This window comes from Burkholderia humptydooensis (assembly GCF_001513745.1).
In the GTDB taxonomy this organism is placed as follows: domain Bacteria; phylum Pseudomonadota; class Gammaproteobacteria; order Burkholderiales; family Burkholderiaceae; genus Burkholderia; species Burkholderia humptydooensis.
Genome location: NZ_CP013382.1, coordinates 1142496 through 1162030, shown reverse-complemented (window position 1 = coordinate 1162030; position 19535 = coordinate 1142496). Strand labels below are relative to the sequence as shown.

Here is a 19535-nt window from a genome sequence, read left to right as displayed (position 1 = left end):
CAACGTGGAGAGACAAACATGACGAATCGCAGTCGAGCCATCGACATGGCCGCGTCGTACTTCGACGACGGCCGCTTCCTGCGCGAGCTGAACGCGCGCGTCGCGGTGCGCACCGAGAGCCAGCTCGCGTCGTCGCGGCCGCAACTCTATGCGTACCTGACCGAGCACATCGCGCCGTCGCTCGCCGCGCTCGGCTTCGCGTCGACGATCGTCGACAGCCCGATCGAAGGCGGCAGCCCGTTCCTGATCGCCGAGCGGATCGAAGACCCGGATGCGCTGACGGTGCTCACGTATGGCCACGGCGACGTCGTGCCAGGCCACGACGCGCAGTGGCGCGCGGGGCTCGAGCCGTGGCGGATCGTCGTCGACGGCGACCGCTGGTACGGCCGCGGCACCGCCGACAACAAGGGCCAGCACACGATCAACCTGGCCGCGCTCACGCAGGTGATCGACGCGCGCGGCGGCCGCCTCGGCTACAACGTGAAGGCGATCATCGAAATGGGCGAGGAGACGGGCTCGCCCGGCCTCGCGCAGGTCTGCGCCGCACATCGCGACGCGCTCGCGGCCGACCTCTTCATCGCGTCGGACGGGCCGCGCGTCGCCGCGTCGCGGCCTACCGTGTTCCTCGGCTCGCGCGGCAACCTGAACTTCACGCTGTCGATCGCGCTGCGCGACGGCGGCCACCATTCGGGCAACTGGGGCGGCCTGCTGCGCAGCCCCGGCATCCGGCTCGCGAACGCGCTCGCGACGATGGTCGACGCGCGCGGCCGGATCCTCGTCGACGGCTGGCGGCCTGGCGGCGTGCCGCAGCCGGTGCGCGACGCGCTGCGCACGCTCGACGTCGGCGGCGGGCCGAGCGACCCGGCAATCGACCGCGAGTGGGGCGAGCCGGGCTTGACGCCGATCGAGCGCGTGCTCGCATGGAATGCGCTCGAGATCCTCGCGTTCCGGACCGGCAACCCGGATGCGCCCGTCAACGCGATTCCGGGCCATGCGCTCGCGCATTGCCAGTTGCGCTACGTCGTCGGCAGCGACGCGCCGAACCTGCTGAACCGGCTGCGCGCGCACCTCGACGCGCACGGCTTTGCGGACATCGAGATTGCCGAGCGCGGCACGCGGATGGAAGCGACGCGGCTCGACCCGGACGATCCGTGGGTGCGCTGGGGCCTCGCGTCGATCGAGGCGACGACGGGCGGCGCGCCGGCGCTGCTGCCGAACCTCGGCGGCTCGCTGCCGAACGACGTGTTCGCCGAGACGCTCGGGCTGCCGACGCTGTGGATTCCGCATTCGTATGCCGCGTGCTCGCAGCACGCGCCGAACGAGCATCTGCTCGGCAGCGTCGCGCGGCAGTCGCTGCAGATCATGGCTGGGCTGTTCTGGGATCTCGCCGAAGAGGGCCACGCGGTGCGGGAAGCGCGGCGCGCCCGCGCGGCTTGAGCGGCGCGTCGGCGCGCCGAACGCGCATGCGGCGGCGCCCGGGCCGATTGGCTACGATTGGCTACGATCGAGCCGAATCGTCGCTAACAGGCGAGCACCCGCCGCGACAACGCGTGCCGGCAGCGTTCGCAAAGCGCGTCGTCGCCCGCGTGCGCGTCGACCGTCGGCTCGTGCCGCCAGCAGCGCCCGCAGCGCGCGAGACTTGTGCGCGCGACCGCCACCGCAATCTCGTCGGCCGTCGCGAGCGTCACGCCCGCGACGATGAAGACCGCGGCCAGTTCGCCGCGCAGCGGCGCCAGCGCGTCGAGCACGTCGCGCGGCGCGCGAATGACGATGTCCGCCTCGGTCGAGCGCCCGATGAGCGCCGCGCCGCGCGCCTCCTCGAGCGCCTTCGTCACGTGCGGCCGCAGCGCGCGCACGTGCGCCCAGCGCGCGAGCACCGCGCGATCGTCGAGCGGCGGCGGCGCGTGCTCGTCCCACGTCTGCAGGAACACGCTGTCGCGCTCGCCCTCGCCGCCCGCGAGCACCGCCCACGCCTCCTCGGCCGTGAAGCTCAGGATCGGCGCGATCGAGATCAGCAGGTTCGCGAGCACGCTGCGCAGCGCGGTCTGCGCGGAGCGCCGCTCGACGCCGTCGGCGACGCTCGCATACAGCCGGTCCTTCAGCGCATCGAGATAGAAGCCGCCGAGCTCTTCCGCGCAATAGCCGTGCGCGAGCCGCGTCACCGCGAGGAAGTCGTAGCGCGCATACGCGCTGCGGCACGCGTCGACGAACTCGCGGCAGCGCGCGAGCGCGTAACGGTCGACGTCGAGGAGACGCTCGGCGGAAACCGAGTCGTCGTCCGGATCGAAATCGGCGACGTTCTGCAGCAGGAAGCGCAACGTGTTGCGGATGCGCCGGTACGTCTCCACGACGCGCTCGAGGATCTCGTCGGAGATCGACATCTCGGCCGCGTAGTCGGTGCTCGCGATCCACAGGCGCAGGATGTCCGCGCCGCGCGTGCTCGCGATCTGCTGCGGGCTCACCGTGTTGCCGAGCGACTTGCTCATCTTGCGCCCCGCGCCGTCGACGACGAAGCCGTGCGTGAGGATCGCGCGGAACGGCGCGCGGCCGTCCGCCGCGCACCCCGTCATCAGCGACGAGCCGAACCAGCCGCGATGCTGGTCCGCGCCTTCCAGATACAGGTCCGCCGGATAGCCGCCCGCGTCCGGGCGCGCCGCGTCGCGATAGACGGTGGCGTGGATCGAACCGGAGTCGAACCAGACGTCGAGCGTGTCGGACAGTTTTTCGTATTCGTTCTCGTCGACGCCGAGCTCGGCCGGCCGCAGCCGCGTCCATGCGGCGATGCCGTCGCGCTCGACGCGCGCGGCCACTTCCTCGACGAGCCGCGCGGTCTGCGGGTGCAGCGACCGGTCGCTGCGCCTGACGAAGTACGGCAGCGGCACGCCCCAGGTCCGCTGCCGCGACACGCACCAGTCGGGCCGGCCGTCGATCATCGCCTCCATCCGCTGCCGCGCGGACGGCGGATAGAACGGCACGTCGGCGATCGCGTCGCGCGCGGTCTCGCGCAGCGTCCTGGCAGGCCCCGATTGCTCCGCTTCCTCCGCTTCCTCCGCGCCCCCTCCGGCCCCGATGTCCATGCCGATGAACCATTGCGGCGTCGAGCGGAACAGGATCGGCGTCTTGTGCCGCCAGCAGTGCGGATACGCGTGCTCGAACGCCGTCTCGCGCACGAGCGCGCCGTCCGAGCGCAGCTTCGCGACGATGCGCGCGACGCCTTCGTCGAGCGCCAGTCCGCCGATCTCGGGCAGATCGGCGACGAACCGGCCCGCGCCGTCCACGACGTTCTCGCCCGTCATGCCGAGCCGGCGGCACAGCTCGGCGTCCTCGGCGCCGTGCGCGGGCGCGAGATGGACGATGCCCGTGCCCGCGTCGAGCGTGACGAACTCGGCCGCGACGACAGGCACGTCGCGCCCGGCGAAGAACGGCTGCCCGAGCGCGAGGCCGACGAGATCGCGCCCCTGCGCGAGCGCGCACAGCTCGTAACCGATGCCGAGCGACGCGAACAGCGCGTCGCCCAACGGCTGCGCGACGACGAAGAGCGCCTCGGGCGTGTCGTACAGCCCGTAAGGCGCATCGGCGCGCACGCCGGCCGCCGCGTTGCCGGGGAGCGTCCACGGCGTGGTCGTCCACACGACGAGCATCGCCGGCTTGTCCGCGACCGGATGGCAGCGAAAGCGCGATGCGAAATCGACCGGATCGCGCACGCGCAGCCCGGCGTGAATCGCGATCGAGGTCTTCTGCGCGTATTCGAGCTCGGCCTCCGCGAGCGCCGACTGGCAATCGACGCACCAGTTCACCGGCTTCTGCCCGCGATACAGCAGCCCGCGCCCGCGTATGCGCTCGAGAAAGCGCAGCTCGTTCGCCTCGGTGCGGAAGTCCATCGTCCGAAACGCGTGCGGCCAATCGCCGAGCAGGCCGAGCCGCAGGAAATCGCGCTGCTGCCGCTCGGTCTGCTCGAACGCGTATTCGCGGCAGAGCCGCTGCACGGTTTCCGCCGGCAGGCCGCAGCCGTTCTGCTGCTCGATCCGGTGCTCGATCGGCATCCCGTGGCAGTCCCAGCCGGGAATCCATTGCGCGTCGTAGCCCGCGTGAAAGCGGCTCTTCAGCACGATGTCCTTCAGCACCTTGTTGACCGCGTGCCCGATGTGGATGTCGCCGTTCGCATACGGCGGCCCGTCGTGCAGCACGAACGGCGGCCGCCCCGCCGCCGCCGCGCGCATCCGCGCGTAGACGCGCTGAGTCGCCCAGCGCTCGACGAGCGCGGGCTCGCGGCGCGGCAGGTCGCCCTTCATCGGAAAAGGCGTCTGCAACAGGTTCAGCGTTTCCTTGTATTCGGACATCGGCCCCTCCGAGGCGCGCGAACAGGCGGACGCCCGATTGCGTCCGCCGAAAAGGCATCCGGGCCGCCGCGGCCCGGCCGGGTCACAGCGAACGTGCGTTCGGGGCGGAGCGAACGCCCGGCGCCGAGCGGGTCGCGACGAAGAAGCCGAACAGGATCAGCGCGATGCCGACGAGGTGATACGAATGGACCGGCTCGCCGAGCGTCATCGCGGCGAGCACCGCGGTGAACAGCGCGACGAGATGGAACGACACGCCCGTCACCGTCGCGCCGAGCACCTGCACGCAATGGCCCCACAGGATGAATGCGATCAGCGACGCGAACACGCCGATATAGAGCACCGCGCCGATCGATTTCGGATCGAACGGAATGCGCGCGCCGCCAGCGAGCTCCAGCACCCAGAACGGCGCGAGCACCGCGAGCCCGGTGGCCATCGTCGCGGTCAGGAACGCGAGCGGGCTGATCGCCGCGGGCTTGCGCCGCAGCAGCACCGAATAGATCGCGTAGTTGGCCGTCGCGAGGATCACGATGAGCTCGCCGTGATCGAAGCGCAGCGCGACGAGATCTTCCCAATGGCCGCGCGCGACGATCCACGCGACGCCGCCGAACGACACGACGATGCCGGCGATCGCGCGCGACGTGATCCGCTCGACGCCGAGGAGCGCCGCGGCGAGCGGCACCATCAGCGGCAGCGTCGAGTTCAGGAACGCGACGCTCGCGGCCGGCACCGAGCGCAGCGCGACGTACGCGAGCGCGTTGTAGCCGGCGATCCCGAGCGCGCCGCACGCCCAGATCAGCTTCCAGTGCCGAAGCAGCAGTTGCCGCTCGCGGAGCACGTCGCGCCACACGAACGGCGCGAGCGCGACGAGCGCGACGAGCCAGCGGCCGACCGCGAGCGAGACGGGCGGAAAGCTCGTGCTGAACGCGCGGCCGAGCACGACGTTGCCGGCCCAGAACGCGGGCGGCACCCACAGCAGCCACACCGGCCGCCGCCACACCGCGGCGAAGAGGCGCTGCGTCATCTCGGCTCCAGCCCGAGCCGCACGCGGCGGTTCGAGCGGCCCTTGTTTTCGATCTTCAGTATCCGGACCGGACTCGAACCGCCCGTCGACGCGAGATGCGTGCCGCCGCACGCCTGGCTGTCGAGGCCGTCGATCTCGACGATCCGCACGAGCCCGTCCGCCGTCGGCGGCGGCGCGACCGAGCGCGAGCGCAGGAGCCCGCTTTCCTGCTGCGCGTCGGCGAGCGGCACGTAGCGCGTGCGCACCGGCAGATCGCGATGCACGACGTCGTTCAATTCGGCCTCCAGCGCGCGCAGGCGATCGTTGTCGGCGTCGGGCAGATCGAAGTCGATGCGCGCGGTGCGGTCGGCGTTCATCTGAACGCCCGTCACGAGCGCGCCGTCGAAATCGCGATAGACGAGCGCGTTGAGCACGTGCAGATCGGTGTGCAGCTCGCGCATCGAGCGGCGGAACGCGGCGTCGACGCTCGACTGCACGTGACCGACGATCTCGACGCCATTCGCGAGCTCGATCCAGAGCCCGCCTTCGTCCTCGCTGAAACCGGTGACGGTCTCGACGCCGCCTTCCCATTGGACCGTGCCGAGATCGGGCAACTGGCCGCCGCCCCCCGGATAGAACGGATGCTGAGACAGGCGCACCGCGCCCGGCCGCGTGTCGACCACCGTGCCCGCCAGCAGCAGCGTGTCGGGGTCGTCTTGACAGAACAATCGATTCATAAGCTCCACCTGGCTGATGAATGAAAGATGTCAGAAGTCTCAGCGAGCTTATTGGCGAAAATTTGATGCCGATCGCCGCCCGCCTTGCGCCGGCGCGGCCGGTGGCCGGTGGCGGATGGTCGATAGGAGGGGCGGCTGCGCAGAGCCGGTCGCGCACGGCCGGTAAGCGGACGCGCGAACCGCGGGCGACGGGTCGCGCACCGCGCGGCGCACGCCGGCCCGATCGTCGCGGCGCACGTGGCGCCGCGTTCGTTCGGCGGCCGGCCCGCCGGGTCGGGCCGCGCACGGCCAGATCGGCCGCTCGCCCCGCCCGCGCGCTGTCCAGAATTCAGTCGAACGGCGGATAACGGTCGTGGTGCAGCACCTTGCCCGGATTCATGATGCCCCTCGGATCGAGCGCCCGCTTGACGGCCGCCATCAACTGCAGCGACGTCGAATGCTCGCGCTCCAGATAGCCGATCTTCCCGTAGCCGACGCCGTGCTCGCCCGTGCAGGTGCCGCCGAGCGCGATCGCGCGCAGCGCGAGCCGCCGGTTCAGCTCCGTCGCGCGCGCGAGCTCGTCCGCGTCGGCCGGATCGATCACGATGCAAACATGGAAATTGCCGTCGCCGACGTGCCCGCAGATCGTCGCGACGAGGCCGAGCGCGTCGACGTCCGCGCGCGCGGCGAGCACCGCCTCCGCGAGCCGCGACACGGGCACGCACGAATCGGTCGGCATCCCTTCGCAGCCGGGTCGCAGCGCGAGCGTCGCCCACCAGACGTCGTGCCGCGCCGCCCACAGCGCGCTGCGCTCCTCCGGCCGCGACGCCCAGCGGAATTCGCTGCCGCCGTGGCCCGCGCAAATCTCGCCGACCCAGCCGATCTGCTCGTCGACGGCGGCGCCGAAGCCCGCGAACTCGAAAAAGAGCGTCGGCCGCTCCTGAAGGCTCAGCTTCGAATAGCGGTTGCACGCGGCAATCTGCATCGCGTCGAGCAGTTCGACGCGCGCGATCGGCACGCCGCTCTGGATGATCGCGATCACCGAGTCGACCGCGGCCTTCAGGTCGGCAAAGCCGCACACCGCGGCCGACACCTGGTCCGGCCGCGGATGCAGCCGCAGCGTGACGCCCGTGATCGTGCCGAGCGTGCCTTCCGCGCCGACGAACAGGCGCGCGAGATCGTAGCCCGCCGCCGACTTGCGCGCACGCGAGCCAACCGACGTCACGTCGCCGTTCGGCAGCACGACTTCGAGCGCGAGCACGCTCTCGCGCATCGTCCCGTAGCGGACCGCGTTCGTGCCGGACGCGCGCGTCGAGCACATGCCGCCGATCGACGCGTCCGCGCCCGGATCGATCGGGAAGAACAGCCCCGTGTCGTGCAGATGCGCATTGAGCTGCTTGCGCGTCACGCCCGCCTCGACCGTGCAGTCGAGATCCTCGGTGCTCACGCGCAGAATCCGGTTCATGCCGGACAGATCGATGCACACGCCGCCGCGCAGCGCGGCGATGTGCCCCTCGCACGACGTGCCGGTGCCGAACGGAATCAGCGGCACGCGCAGCCGGTGGCACACGCGCGTGATCGCGGCGACCTCGGCCGTCGACTGGACGAACGCGACGGCGTCGGGCGGCGCGCCCGGATGGAACGAAATGTCCTTGCCGTGCTGCTCGCGCACCGCGCGCCCGACGACTAGCCGCTCGCCGACGACCGTGCGCAACTCGTCGACGCAGCGCCCGACCGTCTCCGGCGTCGCGAATGCAGCGGGGGCGTCGCCGTCGGGCGGCGCGCCCACGGGAAACGCCCCCCATCCGCCGGATCGCTGTTCGTCATTGGTCACGTCGCGCATGCGTCGCCTCCGTTCGTCGATCGCGCCCGCGCGCCGCGGCGGGCGGGCGGCCCGAGCCGGCCGTCATTTCTGCTCGAAGCCGCCGACGATCATCAACTGCATGTCGGCCGCCCCTTCGCGCAGCGACTTCGCATGCTGGTAATCGGCCGAGTGATAGAAGCGCGCCGCCGCGTCCGCATCCGCGAACTCGACGAGCACGATCCGGCGCTCGTCGGCGGGCCCTTCGAGCGTCAGCTTGTCGCCGCCGCGCGTCAGGAACCGGCCGCCGAAGCGCGCGATGATGTCGGGCGTCAGCGCCTTGTAACGCGCGTACTTCGACGGGTCGCTGATCGCCATCCTGCCCAGCAGATATGCCGTCATGGTTTCCTCGCACTGCAAGAATGGGGAAGACGGCGCCTCGCGGCGCCGTGCCCGGCATCGTCACGCCGCCTTCTTCACGTAGCCCGATTCCAGCAGCGACGCATCGAGCAGATCCCACACGCTCGCAAGCGCGTTCAGGAACTCCTCCGCGCCTTCGATCACGAGCGCCGCATGCTCGGACTCGAGCGCGGGCTTCACCGCGGCCCGCGCGTTCTCCTCGTGCTGCTGCTCGGCGCCGACCTCGCCCCAGTGCTCGAGCAGGTAGTGCATCTCCGGCACCTCGAGCGTCGCGTCGTACAGCCCGCTGTCGACGAGGCAGTGCTTCTCGCCCGGGATCAGTTGGCGATTCGAGATCATTTCGAGCGCGAGCGCGGTGCCGAGATTGCGGTACGTCGATTCGACGTCGACGAGCTTGCGGCGCTCGAACACGCTGATCGCGCGGCGCACCTGCGTCGTGAGGCCGGTCTCGTCGTCGTAGCCGGGCAGCGAGCCGAGCAGTTCGTCCGAATAGTGCTTGAGCACGCCCTCGACGGCCGCCTGATCGTACAGATCCGGAATCACCGCGCTGCCCGCCGCGCGATTGACGATGTAGCCCGCCATCGTCGCGAGCTCGGGGCCGTGTCCCGATTCGCTGTCGACGATCTCGTTCATCAGCTCGCTCTGCTTCTGCAGCCCGTGATCGGCGAGCGCCTGCGGGAAATTCCAGCCCGGCCGCGTCGACGCGCAGAAATTCTGGATCTGATGGAACAGCGCCCCGACGACTTTCGGCTCGGGATCGACCTTCGCCCAGTTCATGAACACCGGGTGGGTATAACAGCGATGGCTTTTGACTTTCTGAACCAGTTCATCGACAGTGATCGGCATGACACACTCCTCGGAAGTAACTACATCGGCCCAAGACAACGAAGAACATCTCCTCCTAAGCGCTCCCCAGAATCATCCGGCCACCGGGGTGGCCGAGCGTTTCTACGGCGACGTTTCCGAAACCCGCCTTCTCGAACTTCTCCCGCCACTCGGTCTCGCTCAGCAGCCGGCGCGACATGAAGTTGCGGTGCAGGTGATTGAAGGCCGCGGCGAACGAACGCTCCCATTGGTCCGGCGCGAGCGGCACCGCGTCGACGATCACGACGGTGCCGCTCGACGCGTGCTCGCGGCACGTTTCGAGCAGCGCGTCGAGCGTGCGCTCCTCGGCGGGCAGCAGGTCGTGCATCACGAAGCCCGCGTGCACGACGTCCGCGCCCTTGAGCGGCGTCGGATCGTCGATCAGCGACTGGATCGGCCGATGCAGGAATTCGAGCCGCCCGGCGAAGCCGTTCGCTTCGGCCGCCTGCTTCGCCTGCTCGGTCGCCGTCGCGCTGAGATCGACGCCGACGCCGCGCGCGCCGTCGAGCTGATGCAGCATCCGGATCAGGAAGCCGCCCGAGCCGGAGCCCAGGTCGACGATCTTCTTCGGCCGCAGCTTCAGGATCGCGCGCTCGGGCTGCGGATAGAACGACAGTTCGCCCATCCATTTCGACGTGCGCGCGACGAGCCCGCCGTCGCGCGGATGGCGCGCCTGCGCGAGCGCGTTGTCGGCGGCGAATTCGCGCGCATTGAGGATCAGCGGCGCGCACGCGAGGAGCGCCCACGACAGGTAGCCGACGTCGTTGACGACGTCGGGAAAATCGTCGGCCGGCCGATAGATGTCCCGCTCGCCCGATTTCGCGAGACTCAGGAGCCCGGCCTCGCGCATCGCGTCGACATATTCGGCGATCACCGGCCGGTCGATTCCGCTGCGCTCGGCGAGCGCGGCCACGTCGAAACCCTTCGAATGCCGGATGAAATCGACGACTCCGTATGCGGAGCCGATCTCCAGCAGAATGGCGGCACCTGCGAGCGAAGAACCAGTCGGACGATCGACGTTTTGCATGGCAACCCCTTTTCGAGTTTTAAAATGCGGCAACCTTCGACGCAAAACTATGGCGACCTTATTTAGCTGTATTGGATAAAATTGAAACGCGCCGTTTTTTCCGAGATGCAACCGCAGCGCATCGATGCGCGCCGCGCGAAACGCGCTGTCGCGCCGAACGCCGTCATCGCCGCCTGACGGCGGCTGTGCCGGGCCTGCGGATTCGGCCGCGGAAACCGCTGTGCGAATCAGGAATGACCGCGGGAATGACCGCGGGAATGACTGCAGGAACGGCTGCCGCGCTCGTGCAAATCCATTTCGGCTTCGCAGCGGATTTTTGTGACACAAATATTGGGAAATTGGAAAAAGGCGGCCAAATTGACGTCGGCATTTATTATTGATCGCCGCCCTCAATTTAACTGGCGATCGATATTCCTGCGATTCGATTTATCGATTCGCACTGGTTTTGTGCTTTATCGGGAAAACGTATTTTCATGGTGCATCGCCTTGCACAAGAAAATATCGCGCGACGATCGATATTCCCCGGCGGCGCGATTACCCAACTTGCGCAAGCGAAAAGCGCGATCCGACATCGGATGCCGGTTTCGCATCGCCGTGGCGATTCCCTCTAAAATATCGCCGTCGACGCGCGGCGCGCGACCGGCGGCGCCCGGCGCGGCGGCGCATCGCGGTACGGAACTTGCATGTCGCGCGATGCTTACGCGCGCTGACGACATCGGAAGGCCTGCCGGCGCGCGCGACGCCGAGCGGCGCGCTCGGAGCGGCACCGTCCGCCGCCGGCTGTTTCGTTTCATCGGAATCGGGGTTCGACCGTGGCCAAGCTAGACCATCGCAACCAGTCGCGTTACTGGCACTCACCCGGCATTTCCGGGATCGATCTGCTGCTCGCCGACTTCACCACGCACGACTACGCGCCGCACGTGCACGATTCGCTCGTGATCGCCGTCACGGAGGTCGGCGGCTCCGTGTTCAAGAGCCGTGGGCAAACGCGGCTCGCCGAGCCGGACGCCGTGCTCGTGTTCAACCCGTGCGAGCCGCACTCGGGGCGCATGGGCGGCAGCAGCCGCTGGCGCTATCGGTCGTTCTACCTCGCGGAGGCCGGCCTGTCCCGCGTGCTGACGCTGCTCGGCATGGAGCAGCCGCGTTTCTTCACATCGAACGTGCTCAACGATCCTCAGCTCGTCGAGCAGTTCCTGACCCTGCACCGCGCGATGGACGAACAGGACGATCTGCTGCTGCAGCAGGAACTGCTCGTCAGCAGCTTCGGCACGCTGTTCTCGCGGCACGGGCTCCAGGCCGGGCTCGGCTTCGGCGCGAAGGCGGACCTGCCGATCCTGAAGCCCGCGCTCGATCTGATGAACGACAGCTTCGACCATGCGCTCACCCTCGAGCAGATCGCGGCGGCGGCGAACCTGACGTCGTTCCAACTGATCACCGCGTTCAATCGCGTGATCGGCCTCACGCCGCATGCGTACCTGAACCAGTTGCGGCTGCGCGCGGCGCTGCGCGAGCTGCAGGCGGGCCGCTCGCTCGCCGACGCCGCGCTGACGTCGGGCTTCTACGATCAAAGCGCGCTCTGCAACCACTTCAAGCGCACGTTCGGGATGACGCCGATGCAATACACGCGCGCGCTCGCACCCGGCAAGCGCGCGGCCGCGCCGATCGGGATTTGACGGGAACGGCGCGAACGCGCGTCGCGAATGGCGAATCGTGCCGGCTTCGCGATGTCGCCGACGCCGTCCGAACGCCGCGGGACGCCTCGACGGCGTCAATGCCCGGCCTCGATACTCAGCCTCGATACTCGGCCTCGATACTCTCGGCCTCAATACTCGGCGTCGATCCGCAATCGCACCGCCGCGCGCAGCGCCGCCAGCGCCGCGTCGGCCGCACGTTGCAGCTCGGTCTCGTCGCACGTCAACGGACAATGACGGACAACGAGCGTCCGATTCCCGTGCACGCCGCCGATCCAGTCGAGCAACTGCGGTTGCTGCGACCACAACAGCAGCCATGCATCGCGCGACAGCGCACCGAGCGCGCGCTCGAGCGGCGCGACGTCGGCAGGCAGGCGCGCTCTCGCGCGCGAACGCGCGTCGAGCCACAGCGCATGCAGCCGCGCCGGTTCGGCGCAGCCGAGCAACGCGATCTGCGGGACGCCGGCGAGCCGCTTCGCGAGCGCGCCGCAACACGCGGCGGGCAGCGTGTCGTCGCCGACGACGCACACGAGCGTCGGCGACGACGGCGGCTGCCACCAGCGCGCCGCCGACGCTTCGCGATGCGAATCGAGGGCCCCGTTCATCGACGCGAACGCGCGCGCCCGATGCGCGTCAATCAGCCGTCGCGGAACAGGAAGCTGTACGCGTTCAGCGCGGGCACGCCGCCGAGATGCGCATACAGCACCTTCGAGCCGGCGGGAAACTCGCCGAGCCGCACCTTCTCGATCATCCCGTGCATCGACTTGCCTTCGTAGACGGGATCGGTCAGCACGCCTTCGAGCTTCGCGCACAGCCGGATCGCCTCGAGCGTGCCTTCGTTCGGCAGCCCGTATTCGGGACCGCCGAAGCGCTCGTCGAGCACGACGTCGCCGCTCGTGACGTCGCGGCCGAGCTCGATGCGATCGGCGGTATTCTTCGCGATCCGAAGGATCTGCTCGCGCGTCTGCGCAGGCTTTGCCGACGCGTCGATGCCGATCACGCGATCCGCGCGCCCGTCCGCCGCGAAACCGACAACCATCCCGGCCTGCGTGCTGCCCGTCACCGAGCACACGACGACGTAATCGAACGTGAAGCCGAGCTCGGCCTCCTGCGCGCGCACTTCCTCGGCGAAGCCGACGAAGCCGAGGCCGCCGAGCGGATGATCGGAGCAGCCGGCCGGAATCGCATACGGCTTGCCGCCCCTTGCGCGGACGTCGGCGAGCGCGTCCTCCCAGCTCTTGCGAAAGCCGATGTCGAAGCCGTCCGGCACGAGGCGCACGTCGGCGCCCATCATCCGCGACATCTGGATGTTGCCGACGCGATCGTAGACGGCGTCGTGGTAGTTGACCCAGTTCTCCTGCACGAGCACGCACTTCAACCCGAGATGCGCGGCGACCGCCGCGACCTGGCGCGTCTGGTTCGACTGGATGCCGCCGATCGACACGAGCGTGTCGCAGCCTTGCGCGAGCGCGTCGGGGATCAGGTATTCGAGCTTGCGCGTCTTGTTGCCGCCGAACGCGAGGCCGCTGTTGCAGTCGTCGCGCTTCGCGTACAGCTCGACCTTGCCGCCGAGATGCGCGGAGAGCCGCTTGAGCGGCTGGATCGGCGTCGGGCCGAAGGTCAGCGGATAACGCGGGAATTTCTGGAGATTCATCGATCGCTCCTGTCATCGAAGATTCGGGCGCGCGGCACGCGTCGGACGGCACGCCGCGCCGTCCGATCGCGATCCGCAGCGATGCCTCATGTTAAAAACGATCGGAAATAACAGGGTTGCGAAGATATTCCAGTTAACCTACTTTTATGACGTCATATAAATATTAAGCTTAATTAAATTAGGAATCATCGATCATGGGCGCAACAAAAAAATCCACGCCGAAGGCCGCCGCCCAACCGGCGGGCGCGGACATCGACCGCGTCGATCGCGCGATCCTGCGCGTGCTGCAGCGCGACGCGTCGATCTCGAACGTCGCGCTCGCCGCGAAGGTGAACCTGAGCCCGCCCGCGTGCCTGCGCCGCGTCGAGCGTCTGAAGGAAATGGGGCTGATCCGCGGGATCGTCGCGCTGCTCGAGCCGAAGGCGCTGAACGCGGGGATGCTCGTGATGATCGGCGTCGTGCTCGACCGCTCGACGCCCGATTCGTTCGACGCATTCGAGCAAGCCGCGCAGAAGGTGTCCGGCTGCATGGAGTGCCACGTCGTGACGGGCGAGTTCGATTACGTCATGCTGATTCGCACGCGCGACAGCGACACGTTCAACCGGCTGCACGCCGAGCAGTTGCTGTATCTGCCCGGCGTGCGACAGATCCGCACGTTCGTCGTGCTCAAGGAGATTCTGTCGACGACGAGTTTTCCGATTTGAGCCGCGGCGGCGGCCCGTTTCGCCGCTGCCCGGCACGCGGATTTCCGCGCAGGCGCGCCGACCCGCTATCATGTGCGCCATTCTCGATCGCAAGATCGACCCGACACTCAGGTTGGAGACCTCATGGCCTTACCCCAGGACAGCGTCAACATGGCGCTCTTTTGCGACTTCGAAAACATCGCGCTCGGCGTGCGCGACACGAAGTTCGAGAAATTCGACATCAGGCCCGTGCTCGAAAAGCTGCTGCTCAAGGGCAGCATCGTCGTCAAGAAGGCGTACTGCGATTGGGATCGCTACAAGACGTTCAAGGCGGCAATGCACGAAGCGAGCTTCGAGCTGATCGAAATCCCGCACGTGCGCCAGTCCGGCAAGAATTCGGCGGACATCCGGCTCGTCGTCGACGCGCTCGACCTCTGCTACACGAAGGCGCACGTCGACACGTTCGTCATCATCAGCGGCGATTCGGATTTCTCGCCGCTCGTGTCGAAGCTGCGCGAGAACGCGAAGCGCGTGATCGGCGTCGGCGTGAAGAACTCGACGTCGGATCTGCTCGTCGCGAACTGCGACGAATTCATCTTCTACGACGACCTCGCCCGCGAGCAGCAGCGCGCGCTCGCCAAGCGCGACGCGCGCAAGGCCGAAGCGGGCACGAAGCGCGCGACCGACGACGACAAGCACCGCAAGCACGACGGCGACGCGCGCAAGGCGGAAGCGATCTCGCTCGCCGTCGAGACATTCGACGCGCTCGCGTTCGAGCGCGGCGAGAGCGGCAAGATCTGGGCGTCGGTGCTCAAGAGCGCGATCAAGCGCCGCAAGCCGGACTTCAACGAGTCGTACTACGGGTTCCGCGCGTTCGGCAACCTGCTCGAGGAAGCGCAGGCGCGCGGGCTGCTCGGCATCGGGCGCGACGACAAGTCGGGCACGTTCGTGTTCCGGCCGATCCAGACGGTGGCCGTCGAGGCCATCGGGCCGGCCGAGGCGGCCGCGGCCGCAGACGACAACCACGCGCTCGCCAAACCGTCGAGCAAGAAGGCGCACGGCAAGAGCCGCGGCGCGAAGAAGCGCGTGCCCGAGCAGATGCCGCTGATCGTCGAGACGGCCGCGGGCGCGGAAGGTCACGCGCACGCCGACATCGAAGCGGACGACGCGCACGATACGCATCCGGCGCACGGCGCGCACGAGCCGCATGAAACGCGAGCCGCGCACGAACCGGCTCGCACGGGCGAAGCGGCCGAAGCGCAGGCAGCCGACACGGCGAAACCCGCACGCTCGCGCGCACGCAAGACCCCTGTGAAAAAGGCGAAGGGAACCCAGGCGCGCGCGGCGTCCGCCTCGCCCGTCGCAGCCGACGAGGCGGACGCGGCCGGCGAACCGACACACGCTTCGCCCCCCGAATCGGCCACCGAAGCAGCGCCGGCAAAGGCGCCGCGCAAGTCGGCCCCGCGTGCGCGCCGCCCGCGTAAAACCGCAGCGACGAGCGAATCCTGAGCGGCGCTTCGCGCCGAGCGCGCAGCGGGCGTCGGCGGTGATTGTAGAACGGGCGCGCCGCCTGAAGCGAAACGCGCGTCACGAACGCGGCGCGCCGAACGAACCGGGCGGCGTGCTCGCGCAACGCCGCCCGGACCAGCCCATGCCACAACGCGCGGCCAGGTCCGCCCGCAACGCCGTCGCCGCGTCATGCGGCGCTCAGGCCGCCATGCCCGCCGCCCGCCGCCGGCCGGCCATCGACGCGGCGGCGAGCATGCCGACGCCGAGCGTCGCGAGACATACGACGGGCACGAGCATCGGCGCGCTCGCGCTGCCCGCGACCTTGCCGACGTAAGGCATCAGGTTCTGCGCGAAGAAGCCGCCCAGATTGCCGATCGAGTTGATCGCGGCGATGCTCGCCGCGGCGCGCGCGCCGGAAAAGAAGCGCGGCGGCAGCGACCAGAAGCACGGATACAGCAGCGGGATGCACGCGCCGCCCAGCACGAGCGCGGCGAAGCGCCAAGGCAGGCCGGGCAGCGCGAGGCTGAGCGCGAAGCCGGCAACGCCGACGCCCGCGACGATCGCCATCGCCTTCAGCACGATCCGCTCGCGCTTGAGCCGCGCGGGCAGCCACAACAGCAGCAGCGCCGCGATCGCCCACGGGATCATGTTCAGCAGCCCGTTCAGCGACGACGGCACGCCGCTGCTCTTCAGGAGCGTCGGCAGCCAGTACGTGACGCCGTACAGCGACGTCGACATCAGCATGTACGCGAGCGCGAACATCAGCACGCGCGGGTCGACGAGCGCGCGCCACGGCGATTCGGACACCGCCTCGGGCGACGCCTCGCGCTTGAGCGCGGCGAGCGCGACGCGCTTCTCGTCGTCGGACAGGAACGTCGCGCGCTCGACCGACTCGGGCAGCAAGCGCAGCGCGACGAGCGCGACGGCGACAGCGGGCAGCCCCGTCGCGACGAACACCCACTGCCAGCCGGCAAGCCCGAGCCGGCCGTCGAGCGACAGCAGCAGCCCGCCCGCGAGCGAGCCGAGCATGTTCGCGAGCGCGCTGCCGAGCGTGAAGAGGCCGAGCACGCGCGTGCGGTGGCTCTGCGGGAACCACAGCGTCAGGTAATAGATGACGCCCGGATAGAAGCCCGCCTCCGCGACGCCGAGCAGAAAGCGGAACACGTAGAAGACGCTCGTCGAATGCGTGAAGCCGAGCAGGACCGTGACCACGCCCCACGTCATCATGATGCGCGCGAGCCAGAGGCGTGCGCCGAACCGGTGCAGCGCGAGCGTGCTCGGCACCTCGAACAGCAGGTAGCCGATGAAGAACAGCGACGCGCCGAGCCCGTACGACGTCTCGGTCATCCCGAGCGCGTGGACCATCTGCAGCTTCGCGAACCCGACGTTCTGCCGGTCGATGAACGCGATCAGGAACATGATGACGAGCAGCGGCATCAGCCGACGCGCGATTTTCGTCATGACCGCCCGTTCGCGGGTTGAGGACTCGTCCACCTGCTGTCTCCTTGCTCAATAATTCATATAGATGATTAGTTGATTAGCGGAGCACGGCAATGCGGAATAACCCGCGCCATACGCATAAAATTCATGCATTCCGTCGGGTTTCTCCCGATTCGCTTGTGCTGAAGTCATGCAAACATATAGATGAATAGGAAGGAACCATGCACGCGACCGACGACCGTCTCCCCCGCTATCAGCGCCTGCGCGACGAACTGGCCGCGCTCATCGCCGCCCGCCACTGGCGGCCGGGCGAAGCGATCCCGACCGAGCAGGCGCTCGCGAAACGCTACGATGTCGCGATCGGCACGGTGCGCAAGGCGGTCGATCTGCTCGTTGCCGACGGCATGCTCGAACGCTTCCAGGGGCGCGGCACGTTCGTGCGGCGCGCGAGCTTCGACAGTTCGCTGTTCCGCTTCTTTCGCTTTCAGAGCAAGCACGGCGAGCGCCGGATACCGGAGAGCCGGATCCTGCGCCGCGAGGTCGTCGAGGCGCCGTCGGCCGTCGCGGCCGCGCTGCAGATCCCGGCCCGCGCGTCGGTGATCGCGATGACGCGGGTGCGCCTGATCGACGGCGCGCCGATGCTCGCCGAGGAGATCTGGTTGCCTTACGACCGCTTCGCCGCATTCGCGCGGCTTGAGCTCGACTCGATCGGCGACCTCCTGTATCCGGTCTACGAAGCGCATTGCAACCAGATCGTCGCATCGGCCACCGAGACGCTGACCGTCGAGGCGATCGGCCCCGTGCACGCGCGCCTGCTGCGCATCGAGCCGGGCACGCCCGCCGTCGTGATCGAGCGGCTCGCGTGCGGTTACGACCGTCGGCCGCTCGAATGGCGGCGCTCGCGCGGCCCCGCGAGCGAGTTCATCTATCAGGCGGAAATCCGTTAGCCGCGCGCGCGCACGCGCGAGCGAGCGCGGCCGGCCGGCGAAGCGCTTTGCCGCGAGCGGCGCAAACGACCGACGACCGACGCCCGATGCCCCACAGGAGACAACCGTGTTCAAATGGTTCGCCGCCGTATCGCCGCGCGAACGGCGCACGTTCTGGGCCTGCTTCGGCGGCTGGGCGCTCGATGCGCTCGACGTGCAGATGTTCAGCCTCGTGATCCCCGCGATCGTCGCCGAATGGTCGCTGTCGCGCACGCAGGCGGGCTTCGTCGGCGGCGCGACGCTCGTCGCGTCGGCTGTGGGCGGCTGGGCGGCCGGCATGCTGTCCGACCGCTTCGGCCGCGTGCGGACGCTGCAATGGACGATCGCGTGCTTCTCGGTCGGCACGTTTGCCTGCGCGTTCGCGACGAGCTACCCGCAGTTCGTCGTCCTGAAGACGCTGCAGGGCGCGGGCTTCGGCGGCGAATGGGCGGCGGGCGCCGTGCTGATGGCGGAGACGATCCGCGCCGAGCATCGCGGCAAGGCGATGGGCGCCGTGCAGAGCGCGTGGGCGCTCGGCTGGGCGGCCGCCGTGCTGCTCTATGCGCTCGCGTTCTCGCTGATGCCCGCCGAGCTCGCGTGGCGCGCGATGTTCGGCATCGGGCTGCTGCCGGCGCTGCTGATCGTCTATGTGCGGCGCGGGATCGTCGAGCCTTCGGCAAGTGCTTCGAGCGCATCGCACGCATCGAGCACGCCGGGCGCGCCGAACGAGCCGGCAGCGGCGCGCGCAAGCGCCCCGCTCGTCGGCATCTTCTCGCGCGATATGCGGCGCATGACGCTGATCGGCGCGCTGCTCGGCGTCGGCGCGCACGGCGGCTACTACGCGCTGATGACGTGGCTGCCGACCTATCTGAAAATCGAGCGGCATCTGTCGGTGCTCGGCACGGGCGGCTATCTGGCCGTCATCATCGTCGCGTTCTTCTGCGGCTGCATCGCGAGCGCGCAACTGCTCGACCGCATCGGGCGGCGCGGCACGATCCTCGCGTTCGCCGCGTGCTGCGTCGCGACCGTGATCGCGTATCTGTTCCTGCCGCTCGGCAACGCCGCGATGCTCGTGCTCAGCTTTCCGCTGGGCTTCTTCGCGGCCGGCATCCCGGCGAGCATGGGCGCGCTCTTCAACGAGCTGTACCCGCGCGGCACCCGCGGCACGGGCGTCGGCTTTTGCTACAACTTCGGGCGCGTCGCATCGGCGGGCTTTCCGGTGCTCGTCGGACACATGTCGGCCGGCATGCCGCTCGGCACCGCGATCGGCATCGACGCGGCGATCGCGTATTCGATCGTCGTCGTCGCGGTGCTGATGCTGCCCGAGACGCGCGGACGCGCGCTCGACGACCGGGCGAACACGCACGCCGCCGATGCGGGAGCCGACCGCATCGGCGCGCCGGGCGCGCAGCATCGTTGAGGTTC

General features: G+C 69.0%; 18 protein-coding genes. 8 read left to right on the top strand and 10 right to left on the bottom strand.

Annotated features, from left to right (window positions below; translation table 11 throughout):
- The first annotated feature begins 18 nt into the window (after positions 1-18).
- Positions 19-1437 carry a M20 family metallopeptidase gene (locus AQ610_RS24160; protein ID WP_006027031.1) on the top strand — a complete coding sequence of 473 codons (1419 nt, stop codon included), beginning with the start codon at positions 19-21 and terminating at the stop codon, positions 1435-1437.
- A gap of 83 nt (positions 1438-1520) precedes the next feature.
- Here AQ610_RS24160 and ileS read toward each other — a convergent pair whose 3' ends face one another.
- The 7 genes from ileS to AQ610_RS24125 form a co-directional block, all read right to left on the bottom strand.
- Positions 1521-4340 (bottom strand): isoleucine--tRNA ligase, encoded by a 2820-nt coding sequence (gene ileS / locus AQ610_RS24155; RefSeq protein ID WP_006027030.1) that lies wholly within the window; start codon positions 4338-4340, stop codon positions 1521-1523.
- An 82-nt stretch (positions 4341-4422) separates the two neighbouring features.
- Positions 4423-5361 carry a DMT family transporter gene (locus AQ610_RS24150; protein WP_006027029.1) on the bottom strand — a complete coding sequence of 313 codons (939 nt, stop codon included), beginning with the start codon at positions 5359-5361 and terminating at the stop codon, positions 4423-4425.
- Positions 5358-6077: an alanyl-tRNA editing protein gene (locus AQ610_RS24145; protein ID WP_006027028.1), complete on the bottom strand. Its 720-nt coding sequence runs from the start codon at positions 6075-6077 to the stop codon at positions 5358-5360. Before AQ610_RS24145 ends, AQ610_RS24150 begins: the two co-directional genes overlap by 4 nt.
- Before the next feature lie 328 nt (positions 6078-6405).
- The gene (locus AQ610_RS24140; RefSeq protein ID WP_015602484.1) at positions 6406-7899 is read right to left on the bottom strand and encodes an FAD-linked oxidase C-terminal domain-containing protein; all 1494 of its coding nucleotides are present in this window, start codon (positions 7897-7899) and stop codon (positions 6406-6408) included.
- 63 nt (positions 7900-7962) lie between these two features.
- Positions 7963-8259 carry a DUF1330 domain-containing protein gene (locus AQ610_RS24135; RefSeq protein WP_006027026.1) on the bottom strand — a complete coding sequence of 99 codons (297 nt, stop codon included), beginning with the start codon at positions 8257-8259 and terminating at the stop codon, positions 7963-7965.
- Positions 8260-8319: 60 nt separating this feature from the next.
- A complete protein-coding gene (locus AQ610_RS24130; RefSeq protein WP_009915228.1) occupies positions 8320-9123 on the bottom strand; it encodes a hypothetical protein in 804 nt (267 codons plus the stop codon).
- 55 nt (positions 9124-9178) lie between these two features.
- Entirely contained in the window at positions 9179-10168 is a 990-nt protein-coding gene (locus AQ610_RS24125; protein WP_006027024.1) for a methyltransferase, read from the bottom strand.
- Between the two features lie 71 nt (positions 10169-10239).
- Here AQ610_RS24125 and AQ610_RS36975 point away from each other — a divergent pair, with 71 nt between their 5' ends.
- The 3 genes from AQ610_RS36975 to AQ610_RS24120 are packed head-to-tail and all read left to right on the top strand — an operon-like array spanning position 10240 to position 11841.
- Entirely contained in the window at positions 10240-10548 is a 309-nt protein-coding gene (locus tag AQ610_RS36975; protein WP_162486732.1) for a hypothetical protein, read from the top strand.
- A complete protein-coding gene (locus AQ610_RS36970; protein WP_162486733.1) occupies positions 10526-10993 on the top strand; it encodes a hypothetical protein in 468 nt (155 codons plus the stop codon). Before AQ610_RS36975 ends, AQ610_RS36970 begins: the two co-directional genes overlap by 23 nt.
- A complete protein-coding gene (locus AQ610_RS24120) occupies positions 10981-11841 on the top strand; it encodes an AraC family transcriptional regulator (RefSeq protein ID WP_006027023.1) in 861 nt (286 codons plus the stop codon). The genes AQ610_RS36970 and AQ610_RS24120 overlap by 13 nt, the downstream gene beginning before the upstream one ends.
- Before the next feature lie 149 nt (positions 11842-11990).
- On the opposite strand, the gene AQ610_RS24115 is transcribed toward AQ610_RS24120, so the two are convergent.
- Together AQ610_RS24115 and AQ610_RS24110 are read right to left on the bottom strand one after the other, a co-directional pair.
- Positions 11991-12464, bottom strand: a complete 474-nt coding sequence (locus AQ610_RS24115) for a hypothetical protein (protein ID WP_006027022.1) — start codon at positions 12462-12464, stop codon at positions 11991-11993.
- A gap of 32 nt (positions 12465-12496) precedes the next feature.
- Positions 12497-13513, bottom strand: a complete 1017-nt coding sequence (locus AQ610_RS24110) for a 1-aminocyclopropane-1-carboxylate deaminase (protein ID WP_006027021.1) — start codon at positions 13511-13513, stop codon at positions 12497-12499.
- Between the two features lie 194 nt (positions 13514-13707).
- Between AQ610_RS24110 and AQ610_RS24105 the strand changes: the two genes are divergently transcribed.
- Both AQ610_RS24105 and AQ610_RS24100 read left to right on the top strand, forming a co-directional pair.
- Positions 13708-14217 (top strand): Lrp/AsnC family transcriptional regulator, encoded by a 510-nt coding sequence (locus AQ610_RS24105; protein ID WP_006027020.1) that lies wholly within the window; start codon positions 13708-13710, stop codon positions 14215-14217.
- A gap of 150 nt (positions 14218-14367) precedes the next feature.
- On the top strand, positions 14368-15705 hold the full coding sequence (locus tag AQ610_RS24100) for an NYN domain-containing protein (RefSeq protein ID WP_006027019.1): 1338 nt from the start codon (positions 14368-14370) through the stop codon (positions 15703-15705).
- 198 nt (positions 15706-15903) lie between these two features.
- Here the strand turns inward: AQ610_RS24100 and AQ610_RS24095 are convergent, their stop codons facing one another.
- The gene (locus AQ610_RS24095) at positions 15904-17166 is read right to left on the bottom strand and encodes an MFS transporter (RefSeq protein WP_006027018.1); all 1263 of its coding nucleotides are present in this window, start codon (positions 17164-17166) and stop codon (positions 15904-15906) included.
- A gap of 200 nt (positions 17167-17366) precedes the next feature.
- On the opposite strand from AQ610_RS24095, the gene AQ610_RS24090 reads away from it, so the two are divergent.
- Both AQ610_RS24090 and AQ610_RS24085 read left to right on the top strand, forming a co-directional pair.
- Positions 17367-18092 (top strand): GntR family transcriptional regulator, encoded by a 726-nt coding sequence (locus tag AQ610_RS24090; RefSeq protein ID WP_006027017.1) that lies wholly within the window; start codon positions 17367-17369, stop codon positions 18090-18092.
- Positions 18093-18198: 106 nt separating this feature from the next.
- Entirely contained in the window at positions 18199-19530 is a 1332-nt protein-coding gene (locus tag AQ610_RS24085) for an MFS transporter (protein WP_006027016.1), read from the top strand.
- Positions 19531-19535: the final 5 nt, after the last annotated feature.

Excerpts from the sequence above, each read along its gene's own strand:
- AQ610_RS24135 (WP_006027026.1), bottom strand. The coding sequence starts at position 8,259 with ATGACGGCATATCTGCTGGGCAGGATGGCGATCAGCGACCCGTCGAAG.
- AQ610_RS24125 (WP_006027024.1), bottom strand. The coding sequence starts at position 10,168 with ATGCAAAACGTCGATCGTCCGACTGGTTCTTCGCTCGCAGGTGCCGCC.
- AQ610_RS24130 (WP_009915228.1), bottom strand. The coding sequence starts at position 9,123 with ATGCCGATCACTGTCGATGAACTGGTTCAGAAAGTCAAAAGCCATCGC.
- AQ610_RS24115 (WP_006027022.1), bottom strand. The coding sequence starts at position 12,464 with ATGAACGGGGCCCTCGATTCGCATCGCGAAGCGTCGGCGGCGCGCTGG.
- AQ610_RS24095 (WP_006027018.1), bottom strand. The coding sequence starts at position 17,166 with ATGACGAAAATCGCGCGTCGGCTGATGCCGCTGCTCGTCATCATGTTC.
- ileS (WP_006027030.1), bottom strand. The coding sequence starts at position 4,340 with ATGTCCGAATACAAGGAAACGCTGAACCTGTTGCAGACGCCTTTTCCG.
- AQ610_RS24105 (WP_006027020.1), top strand. The coding sequence starts at position 13,708 with ATGGGCGCAACAAAAAAATCCACGCCGAAGGCCGCCGCCCAACCGGCG.
- AQ610_RS24160 (WP_006027031.1), top strand. The coding sequence starts at position 19 with ATGACGAATCGCAGTCGAGCCATCGACATGGCCGCGTCGTACTTCGAC.
- AQ610_RS24090 (WP_006027017.1), top strand. The coding sequence starts at position 17,367 with ATGCACGCGACCGACGACCGTCTCCCCCGCTATCAGCGCCTGCGCGAC.
- AQ610_RS24145 (WP_006027028.1), bottom strand. The coding sequence starts at position 6,077 with ATGAATCGATTGTTCTGTCAAGACGACCCCGACACGCTGCTGCTGGCG.
- AQ610_RS24100 (WP_006027019.1), top strand. The coding sequence starts at position 14,368 with ATGGCGCTCTTTTGCGACTTCGAAAACATCGCGCTCGGCGTGCGCGAC.
- AQ610_RS24150 (WP_006027029.1), bottom strand. The coding sequence starts at position 5,361 with ATGACGCAGCGCCTCTTCGCCGCGGTGTGGCGGCGGCCGGTGTGGCTG.
- AQ610_RS24140 (WP_015602484.1), bottom strand. The coding sequence starts at position 7,899 with ATGCGCGACGTGACCAATGACGAACAGCGATCCGGCGGATGGGGGGCG.
- AQ610_RS24110 (WP_006027021.1), bottom strand. The coding sequence starts at position 13,513 with ATGAATCTCCAGAAATTCCCGCGTTATCCGCTGACCTTCGGCCCGACG.